At 66.7% G+C, this 9,549-nt stretch carries 8 protein-coding genes and 1 pseudogene; 4 read left to right on the top strand and 5 right to left on the bottom strand.

The genetic code is table 11. The annotated features are described in order from the left end of the window. The first annotated feature begins 6 nt into the window (after positions 1-6). Positions 7-1,364: pseudogene (locus AC5Y5C_RS14355) on the top strand (MFS transporter). Here the strand turns inward: AC5Y5C_RS14355 and AC5Y5C_RS14360 are convergent. Then, positions 1,269-2,354: a UDP-N-acetylmuramate dehydrogenase gene (locus AC5Y5C_RS14360; RefSeq protein WP_499973263.1), complete on the bottom strand. Its 1,086-nt coding sequence runs from the start codon at positions 2,352-2,354 to the stop codon at positions 1,269-1,271. The pseudogene AC5Y5C_RS14355 and the gene AC5Y5C_RS14360 sit on opposite strands and share 96 nt — an antisense overlap. Positions 2,355-2,419: 65 nt before the next feature. Here AC5Y5C_RS14360 and AC5Y5C_RS14365 point away from each other — a divergent pair, with 65 nt between their 5' ends. After that, positions 2,420-2,923, top strand: coding sequence for a DUF2505 domain-containing protein (locus AC5Y5C_RS14365; RefSeq protein WP_499973109.1), 504 nt, complete (start codon positions 2,420-2,422; stop codon positions 2,921-2,923). A gap of 10 nt (positions 2,924-2,933) precedes the next feature. Next, a complete protein-coding gene (locus AC5Y5C_RS14370) occupies positions 2,934-3,449 on the top strand; it encodes a DUF2505 domain-containing protein (protein WP_499973110.1) in 516 nt (171 codons plus the stop codon). 148 nt (positions 3,450-3,597) lie between these two features. On the opposite strand, the gene AC5Y5C_RS14375 is transcribed toward AC5Y5C_RS14370, so the two are convergent. Continuing rightward, complete coding sequence (locus tag AC5Y5C_RS14375) at positions 3,598-4,677, bottom strand: hypothetical protein (protein ID WP_499973112.1); 1,080 nt, start codon at positions 4,675-4,677, stop codon at positions 3,598-3,600. Continuing rightward, on the bottom strand, positions 4,674-5,963 hold the full coding sequence (locus tag AC5Y5C_RS14380) for a hypothetical protein (RefSeq protein WP_499973265.1): 1,290 nt from the start codon (positions 5,961-5,963) through the stop codon (positions 4,674-4,676). Before AC5Y5C_RS14380 ends, AC5Y5C_RS14375 begins: the two co-directional genes overlap by 4 nt. Positions 5,964-6,070: 107 nt before the next feature. Between AC5Y5C_RS14380 and AC5Y5C_RS14385 the strand changes: the two genes are divergently transcribed. Then, complete coding sequence (locus AC5Y5C_RS14385) at positions 6,071-6,508, top strand: hypothetical protein (RefSeq protein WP_499973269.1); 438 nt, start codon at positions 6,071-6,073, stop codon at positions 6,506-6,508. 1 nt (position 6,509) lies between these two features. Here the strand turns inward: AC5Y5C_RS14385 and AC5Y5C_RS14390 are convergent, their stop codons facing one another. Beyond that, positions 6,510-7,703, bottom strand: a complete 1,194-nt coding sequence (locus tag AC5Y5C_RS14390) for a CHAT domain-containing protein (RefSeq protein WP_499973270.1) — start codon at positions 7,701-7,703, stop codon at positions 6,510-6,512. Next, positions 7,700-9,385, bottom strand: coding sequence for a hypothetical protein (locus AC5Y5C_RS14395; protein ID WP_499973114.1), 1,686 nt, complete (start codon positions 9,383-9,385; stop codon positions 7,700-7,702). The genes AC5Y5C_RS14390 and AC5Y5C_RS14395 overlap by 4 nt, the downstream gene beginning before the upstream one ends. Between the last annotated feature and the right edge of the window lie 164 nt (positions 9,386-9,549).

A 9,549-nucleotide genomic window follows, 5' to 3' on the forward strand; every position in this document is an offset into this window, starting at 1 on the left:
GCGCCCATGTTGACCAGACCCGTCATCGTGTTGTTCTCGATTGCCTGCGGGCTCGCGGTGGCGACCATCTACTTCTCACAACCATTACTGGACACCATCGGAGCGCAATTCTCCATGCCCACAGCACAAGTCGGTATCGTGCTGACCCTCACTCAGATCGGGTACGCCATCGGCCTGTTACTGATCGTGCCGCTCGGCGACACCGTCAACCAACGTCGGCTCATCATCGGGCAAACCATTGCGCTGGGCGTTTCCCTCCTTGCCACGGCGATGTCACCCAACGCGTGGACATTCCTGCTCAGCGTCACCGCGGTTGGTGCGCTCGCGGTGGTGACGCAGGTGATGGTCGCCTACACGGCGGTGCATGCCGCGCCGGAGCGACAGGGATGGGCCGTCGGCGTGGTAACCAGCGGCATAATCAGCGGTATTCTCTTGGCACGCACGGTGTCCGGTGCCCTGTCCGACCTATTCGGCTGGCGTGCGGTGTATGTGGTGGCCGCCATCGCCGCGGTCGCGACCGCGGCGATTTTGACGCATGCTCTGCCGCACGCGACGCGCACACACCAGAGGCTTCCCTACGGACAACTCATCGCCTCCACGCTGCGGCTCCTGCGCGACGTGCCGGTATTGCGCTCGCGGGCAATCATCGCGATGCTCACCTTCGCCGCCATCACCGTCCTGTTGACACCCATGGTGTTATCGCTCACTTCCGCGCCATATCACTTGTCGCATACCGAAGTCGGGCTGTTCGGGCTGGCCGGGGCAGCGGGTGCACTGGGTGCGTTCAAGGCTGGATCGTGGTGTGACAGAGGCTGGACCAATCGGGTTACCGGCGTGGGCCTGTCGTTGATGCTGGCGGCATGGGCCTTCGCCGCGACGCTGCGCTGGGCCCTGTTCGGGCTAACCGTCGCGGTCGTGATCATCGACTTCGGACTGCAGTCGGTACATGTGGCGAACCAAAGCCTCATCTACCGGCTGGACACCGACCTTCACGGTCGTCTCACCGCCGCCTACATGACGTTCTATTCCATCGGCAGCGCTGTCGGCGCCATCGTGTCGACGTGGGTGTACTCGACCCACGGATGGGGCGGAGTCTGTCTGCTGGGCGCCGCGATCAGCCTTGGCGCACTATGCTATTGGATAGGAAGCAGCACTAGCTCCGGCGTGGCGGCCGCCGCGGACACTGAGAGCCGGTGCCGGGAAAGCACCGGCCATGCCTGCACGGCACAGAACGGCGCGCACTGATCTTGTGCGCGGCGTGCGGCGAGTTACAGCGCACAACCCACCAGCACAGGCTCGGGGACCAGACGGACACCGAAGGCGTCCAAGACCCCGTCGCGAACGGTACGCGCGAGCTCCAGTAAGTCGCGAGTGCTCCCTCCTCCGCGATGGGTCAGTGCCAGTGCATGTTTCGTGGACACCCGCACCGAAGAATCCGTGCCCGGATAGCCCTTGACGAACCCGGCCCGCTCCACAAGCCAGCCTGCCGAGAGTTTCACCCCGTCCGGGGCCGAATACTGCGGCATGGCGATATCGGGCCCCAGTAGTCCGTGGACGTGTGCCCGAATGCCGTCCAAATCACCTTGGGCAACGACAGGATTGGTAAAGAAGGAACCGACACTCCAGGTGTCGTGGTCGGACTCGTCGAGCACCATGCCCTTGCGCCGCCGCAGGCCCAGCACCGCCTCGCGCACCGCAAGCGCATCGGTACGCTCCCCGGGCTCTACCCCGATCTCCTTGGCGAGCTCCGGGTAGCGAATCGGAGAGCTCAGACCGTCGGTGGATAAACCGAATTCGACCCCGAGCACCACGCGTGCATCAGTACCCTTGAGAATGCTGGTGCGATAGCCGAACCCCAGCTCGCCGGGCTCATACCAACGCACCTGGCCGGTCGTCCGATCGAGCACCCGCACGCGCCGCAGCAGCGAGGCCACCTCGACGCCATAGGCACCCACGTTCTGTACCGGCGTGGCGCCCGCGGTGCCCGGGATTCCCGAGAGGCATTCCAGTCCCCCCAGGCCGGCCCGCAGTGACAGCGCCACCACCTCGTCCCAATTGGCGCCCGCGTCCGCGCGCAGCAGCGGCCCGTCCACGGTCACACCGGTCGACACGATGTGCACCACCGTGAGGTCCGGAAGTTCGTCAGCCAAAACCAGATTCGAGCCGCCGGCGAGCAGCAGGACGGGATGACCGTCGAGCGCGGCCAGCGCGCCGGTCACCTGCGCGCTGCTCTCGCACCGAACGAGCGTGGATGCCACCGGCCCCAGGCGCAAGGTCGTCAACGAGGCAAGGGGAGCGTCGTCGGTCACCGCGGCGCCGAGATCCTCGATCTTCGCGCGCGTTGTTGGTGACAGCCTTTTCGGTCTTCGCGCAAGCGGCTCATCCAAGCTCACGGGCGCTAACGGTAGCCTTGCCACCCATGGCACGCGCATTTGACCTGTCAGTGGAGTATTCGGCCAACGTCGAGCAAGTCCACGCGGCCTTCGCCGACGAGAGCTACTGGCATGAACGGCTGGCCGGCTCCGGCGCTGACACTGCCACACTGGATTCCCTGAAATCCGATGGCGGCGCCCTCGAAATCGTCACCACACAGGTGCTGCGCAGCGATCGGCTGCCGGGCATCGTGTCGCAATTTCACCGAGGCGACCTGCGGATTGTCCGCACCGAGAAATGGAGCGCCATCTCCGGCGGTGTGTCCGAAGGCACCGTGGTGGGCTCGATAGCGGGCGCACCCGTCACCCTGTCCGGTACCGCGCGGCTACACCCGGGGGCCAAGGGCTCACGACAGGACCTGAAGGCCGGTGTCGAAGTGAAGATCCCCCTGGTCGGCGGCAAGATCGAGGGCTTCGTCGGCGGAAAACTCATGGACCTGCTATCTGCCGAACAGCGATTCACCTCGGAGTGGATCGCCACCCACGGCTAACCTGGTTCCGATGTCCAGGCGTTCGGTGTTCACGGTGAATTTTCCGGCTCCGGCCGAGAAGATCTATCAAGACTTTGCGAGCCGGGACTACTGGGAAACCTTGATGTCGGCGTATGGGTGGATCACACCGGTCTCGGAGATTCATTCGTTTACGGTCGCGGATCGGGGCATCGATGTGGTGGTCAAACAGCACCTGCCCCGCATGTATCTGCCGCCGATCGCGCAGAAGGTGATGCTCGGCGACATGATCATCACCCGGACGCAACATTTCGACCCGTTCGATCAGGGCAAGGGATCCGCGATGGGCAGCTACGGTGCCTCAGTTCTCGCCGGACCGGGGGCGTTCACCGGGGTGTGCAGGCTCTCCGATACCGATCAGGGTTCTCAGCTCAGGCTCTCCAGCACGTGCAAGGTGTACATCCCGTTCATCGGGGGCAAGCTCGAAGACCTGATCCTCTACCACGTCAACGACCTGTTCCGGGTGGAAGAAGGCTTTATCGCCGACTGGATCTCGAGGCACCACTAGCGGTGTGCGGTCCTCGAATATTGGACCGATGAGCTGCACTCCTACCGGCAGGCCTGCTGTGGATCGGCCCGCCGGTATCGCGGTGGCGGGCAGATCGGTCACGGTCGCCACATCCGAACAGATCAGCTGATGACCCCCGACTGCGACATCAGTAGTCCGATTCGGCGGCCAGCAGCTCGGCGAGGAACGCATCACGGGCGGGCGTGGCCAGACGTGCGCGCGCGAATGCCCGAACTCGATCACGTAACTCGCTCGATTCGGCGGCCTTCCCAGCGCCCACGCTGACCCGCATCGCCGACCAGTCGGCATTCCAGGCTTGCGCCTCATCGGCGGGTCGGCCATCACCGTCGAACACCGGCAGCACGGCACCGCCCTCTGCATCCAAGACGCCGGCGGCCTGAAACACACCGCAGCACAACGAGACCGGAATGCCTGCGGCTGATTCAGGGCCGGAGAGCGCCGCCCGCAACTGGGCGATTACCGTCGCGCCCTCGGCGACAACGCCCCAGGCCAGATTGCGTTCGGCCGCATCGAAGATCCCCGGTGGCACGTCCGACCAGGCAATGGTCACGTCCCCCGAGGCGACGACGCCCGATGGCTCGGGTTCGCCCCCGGGACCGGCCGCCAGCGCATAATCCTCGCGCCGCGGGGCCATGGCGCCCGGCACACCCCACTGGAGTCCGACCTCGTCGGCCAGGCCCCGGCACCGCGCCGCGAGTGCATCCACTCGCGGATCGCGATAAGAACCGAGTGCCGCGCCATGGGGGGCCAACAGCTCAGACACATCGGCGTCCAGGGTGTCGTCGGTGAAATAGTCCTCGGCAGCCGCGGTCAGCACCGCGAGCTCAGCGTCGAGCACCGGCCGATCGAGCGCAGCGATACCGTCGCGGCGACTGGTCGGCCACCATCGCCGAAGCCAATGGCCCAACGCCAACCGCCGCAAGGAATCCGTCGACCCCGGCAGCATCGTCACCGACGGCAACTCGATCACCTCGCTGGGATCACGACCGCGCAGCGCCTCGATGATCGCGACGTGTCCGGCCTCACCGAGAACCCTCCACATCCAGTCGGCCCTGTTCGCGTCGGTGAAACTGATCACCGGCGGATGCGATGGGTCGTCAATCGGCCAGGACAAGACGGCGCCACTGACCTCGAGAACGGCCACCGCACCGACCGGAGCAGGTGCGGGACCCGTTGCCCACATACCGAATTCATTGTTCAGCTTCATGCGGTGGCCTGTAATTCCAGCATGGCCTTGATCCGCTGCCGGTGGTCCAGGCTTACCGACCGTGCCACCCCTTCCAGCAGCGACCGAAGATCATCGACGTCACCACAGGATTCCTGCCAGACATCGCGACCGTGCAACCTGGCCCACAACCGGTTCAGGTAGGGCCGCGTGAACGCGGCCAGGTCGTCAACAACCTGTCGCTGCCGGGGGTGGATCGCTTCACCGTCGACGAGATAACGCCGGGCATGCATCACGTAGGCCTCTTTCACCAGCCGCGCCTGAATACGCCCCGACACGTCGTAACGCGTCGTCACCGAATCATCCAGTGGCCGCAGGTCCGTCGCTACCTCAACGCCGGCCAGCAGCGCGGCCTGTTTGTCCTCACTCATCAGGCCCCACGGGGCGCAAGCCCGGTCGACCTCCTCGGCACACAACAGCGGAATGTCGGGCAGCTCGTCACGGTCCAGTGCCCGGCGTAATGTGGCCCGTACCCGATCAACGACGCTGCGATCCATCGGACGGTCGCCCTCGGTGTCTCCATCGATGGCCGGGGGCCGTTGTGGTTCAGTGGAACTCAATCCGATCTCGACAATGGACCATGGCAGCGTGGCGACCGGACCATGCGCGCTCGCCCCCAGGTTGTACGGGGTGGCATCGGCGATCAACGCTGTCCAGACCCGTTGGCGCGCAGACATCTCACGATGACCACCGGCCGTGCCGAGCACTGTGGTCAGACCCGTGAAGAACGGGCCGGTGATGGTGTCGTCCGGCCGCACATCACGCCAGCTCCGGTCCCGCAACTTGGCGAGTCCGGCCACCACGTCGGGCTCATCGACATGACGGTTGAGCACCTCGATCGCAGTACGGTCCCGATCGCGGTGCAGGTCATGCAGAACCTCCGTCGCGGTGTGCTGATCCGTAACCTGCGGAACGCCTTTGGTGACTGCCAATTCGAAACACACCGGGAAGTAGAGCTCTTGAGCGTTACCGGTGGTAATGCGCTGCCTGCGCCGCGCGGCCTTGAGCATCACGAACCAGTCCGCCGTGGCCCGCAATTGCGGACCATGGCCCACGATCAGAGCATGCATGGCCGCGGCCACCTCGGGACCCAGTACTGGAGCCGAGAAGGCCGCATTGCTACGCAACCTCAACACCAGAGGATCCAGAATCCGTTTCACCGTCCGGCGCAGCGGCCCACCGTCATCGGCGCTGAGCACCTCGACACCGGAGCCGATCGCCCGCCAGGCCCGATCGATCACGGCGCGGCGAGGCACCGCCGACCGCATCGCGACAGCGGCCTCGGATGTTGCCGAACCGATGCTCACCGTCATAAGGGTAATCGTTGTCGGCCGCCCAAAAGTTGGGTTCGGTAGCGGCCGGCCGGGTCGACGATATCGACATGACCACAGGACGATTTCCCACCATTGCCAGGGTTTTCGGTGGATGCGCCGCATTGCTGTCCGGCCGCCGGAAGACGTCGGCAGACCCGGACGCGGAGGCCGATGAGCGGCTCGTCACGATCGAGGAATTCGCCGCCGGATTCGACCATGTGCTGATCCGCAAGCGGCTGCTGACCGGGGCACAGCGCGCCGTGATTCATGGGGGCACCCGCTCGCGCGGGGTCGTCACCGGGTTGAGCGCCACTGGTTCGGGCCGCGAGATGCAACTGGACCTCATGGTGACCCGGCCGGACGGCGGCCAGTTCCCGGCACGCGAAACTGCGGTGATACCCGCTTCCGCGCTGCAGAAGATGGCGCCGGGCAGCGTGATCGATGCGTACTACCGGCCCGGTGATCACAGCATCATCGCGGTGCGGGTGCGTGCCGACTGATTCAGCGGGCGCCGTCGACGGCGAAGCTGATCAGCGCAGCCCAGTGCAGCGGGCTGGCCGCCCGGTCACCGTCGCGCCAGCGCCGCAGCTGGGCCCGCTGCCAGCGGTTCACCGCGCGGCCGGCGTCCTCCTCGCGGTGCGCAAGATCGATGGCGGCGACTGTTTCGGCCATGGGATCGCTTGTGTGAGAGCTAAAACGGCGGTATGCCAGGGTCGTCGGCAACGACCACAGGGTGGCGGTCACCAGCTCGGCTCCGCCTAGGATCATCGCGGCGGCCAGCCCGGTGGCCTCGTCGAAGCGGTAGTCCCCGCCGGAGGAGCAGGCCAATAGCGCGACCCGCGGCGGGATCGGGAGCCGGGTGACCATCATGTCGGCCGCGGTCAGTGGACGCTCCTCGGCCAGGTGCAGAGCAGCCCGTTCGGCGTGTCCGATGGCGCCCTCGGCGGCACTGGCATGCCCGACGTAGAGCAGCCGGGCCGGATGCTGCGCACACACCCCGGCAAGCCAGTCGCGGTCGATATCAGTCCGTCGGAACAACTCAACCGGCGCGCCGACCACGGGCAGCACTCGGTGGTTGTCCATCAGCTCGCCGAAATGACGGGTCAGCGGGTTATCCGGCGCCGGACGACCCAGTACCGATCCCAACGCCGAATCCGGTCGCTGCCCGGGAATCCGCGGATCCAGCAGCAGCACGACCGGACCGTTCTGACAATCGCGCCACCGCGCGGGCTCGCGCGGCGCATGCACGATGTTCGGCGGCACGGCCATCAGAACGTCGGCCAGCTCCATCAATCGGAAACCGTCCGCGCCCGGCATGGCCAGCTGTCCCCAGGGCGCCCGCGCCAATCGCGGGCTGGGCGTCACGAACAGCACCGCACGCGGAGACGCCACGCATTCGGACAACAGCTTCCAGCCGTCGGCGGCGATCAGCTCGGAGCCGAGCACACGGGCCAGATCGAGTTCTGCGGCCGGATCGCTGAAGGCTCCCGTGGCCAACGCACGTTCGATGGCATCGGTCGGCGCCTCGGATCCGTTCGGGTCGGGAAGCGCCGAATCAAGTGCATCGCAAGTTTTTTCGATGGATTGCTGCTCGATTACCCAGGTGACGGTGCGCGAGGGGTCACTCACCACCCGCAGGCTCGCGTAAGTGGCGATGCCGACATCGGCGAATCGCAAAACCAGGGTGGGCGTCACGGCCACGTCGACCACTCCTCGTCGAGGGCGGTGACCTCGCGGCCGTACTTTTGGCGGGCCAGCTCCCGATAGCGGCTCATGATCGGATCGCCGGTTGGGTCCATCCGCAGGGGCGGCAGCGGCCCGAGGCGGGTGAGACCACCGTCCGCCTGCACCGGCGGCGCCGCGGCAACGAGCGCCATATCACCCTCGGCGGGAACGGCCGCGGTAGCGGTTGCCGCCCACGCGCCCGGCACCGGACCGTCCACCTCATCCTCCAGATCAGCGGTGAAAGCACCTCGCGCACTGTGGTATTCGATAAGCTCACTCACCAGCGCGGTGTGCTCCCATTCCTGTGCCACCGCGAAGGCGCCGGCCAGCAGCGGCGCCGAGACACACCTGGCCCAGCGCATCCTCGCGCCGGCCTCGGGAATGGCGTAGCGCACGGCGTCGACCGCCAGCGCTGCCGGCACCTTGAGCTCTGCGGCCTGTTCGAGCTTGGCCATGGCGCGCACGTACTCGGCGCTGTCCTCGGCGCAGTCCACGGTTCCGGCGGCAGGATCGAAGCCCATATCGGCGAGCGCGTCGGCACGCCAGATGTTGCCCAGCTGATCGTCGAGCCGGGCGTACTGCAGCCAACTGTGCCGCGGATACGAGTCCAGCAATTCGCGGGCCTGCGTCACCTTCTCGGCCGCTTCGGCGAAATCTCCACGCACAATGCAGATCCAGCTGCGCTGTAACAGAATTCGGTGAATATGTAGCGGTTTCTCGATCTCGCGCCAATGACGCTCGGCATGTCCCCAGCATTCGTCCGCGTCGTCCAGGTCACCCATCCGGAATCGGATCAGGCCGAAGTACAACCAGCTGCGCGAGACATCGTGCGCCCGGACATGCTCGGCGATCGCCGGGTACGCGCGATGGACGAGCGTCTGGGTTTCGGCGATATCGCCGTCCGCCCACCGGGCGGCGGCACGTTCCAACTGCGCCCGGGCACCGGCCAGGTGCCAGTCCCGCGCCCCGGCACGCGCCTCCGCCCGCCGCAGCCACGGCTCGGCCTCATCCAGGCGGCCGGTCTCGACACAGAACCGGCCATAGGCGAGCGCACCGTCGACGAACAGGTGATCGGACTCCAGGTCGCCCTCGCGCGCATACTCCTCGAGTAGATCGAGAACCTCGGCCCACACCGGAACGGAGTCCGCGTACATGTCGTCGTCGCACAGACCCCTGGCCATCAGAATCCTGGCGTAGCAGATGAGGCCACGGTGTTCGGCGGCCAAATCCTGGAAATCCCCAGCGGTTTCGATCAATGCTTGCAGTCTCGCCGCGGCACCGTCGTGATCACCATTCGCCGCGGCCAGGCCCGCCGCGAGGAACTCGGCGCGCCGGGTATAGCGGCAGATCAGGTGGTCGACCTCGTGATCGGACATGGTTACCTGCGCGGCAAGATCGGGCCGCTGCCCCGAGCGGATGTCGGCATAGGCCATCAGGCATTCACGGATCCGCCGGATACCTTCCTCGACACCGTCGTATGCCGTGCGCACCAAATAGATCTCGGCAAGTTGAGCCAGCACCTCGCATGCGAGATCGTCGCGGTCGGCCTCTTCAACCCGGGCCAGCAGCGAAAGCAGGATTTCCTTGGCGGCCTCCTCCTTGGCAGCCAAGGCCAGCTGACGGGCGCGCTCGAGGTCGCCGATGATCGTCACCTTCGAATAGTAGGAAGCGGGGGGGGGGGGGTGGGCCCCCCCCCCCCCCCCCCCCCCCCCCCCCCCCCCCCCCCCCCCCCCCCCCCCCCCCCCCCCCCCCGCCCCCCCCCCCCCCCCCCCCCCCCCCCCCCCCCCCCCCCCCCCCCCCCCCCCCCCCCCCCCCC

The organism is Mycobacterium sp. NGS15 (genome assembly GCF_059813245.1).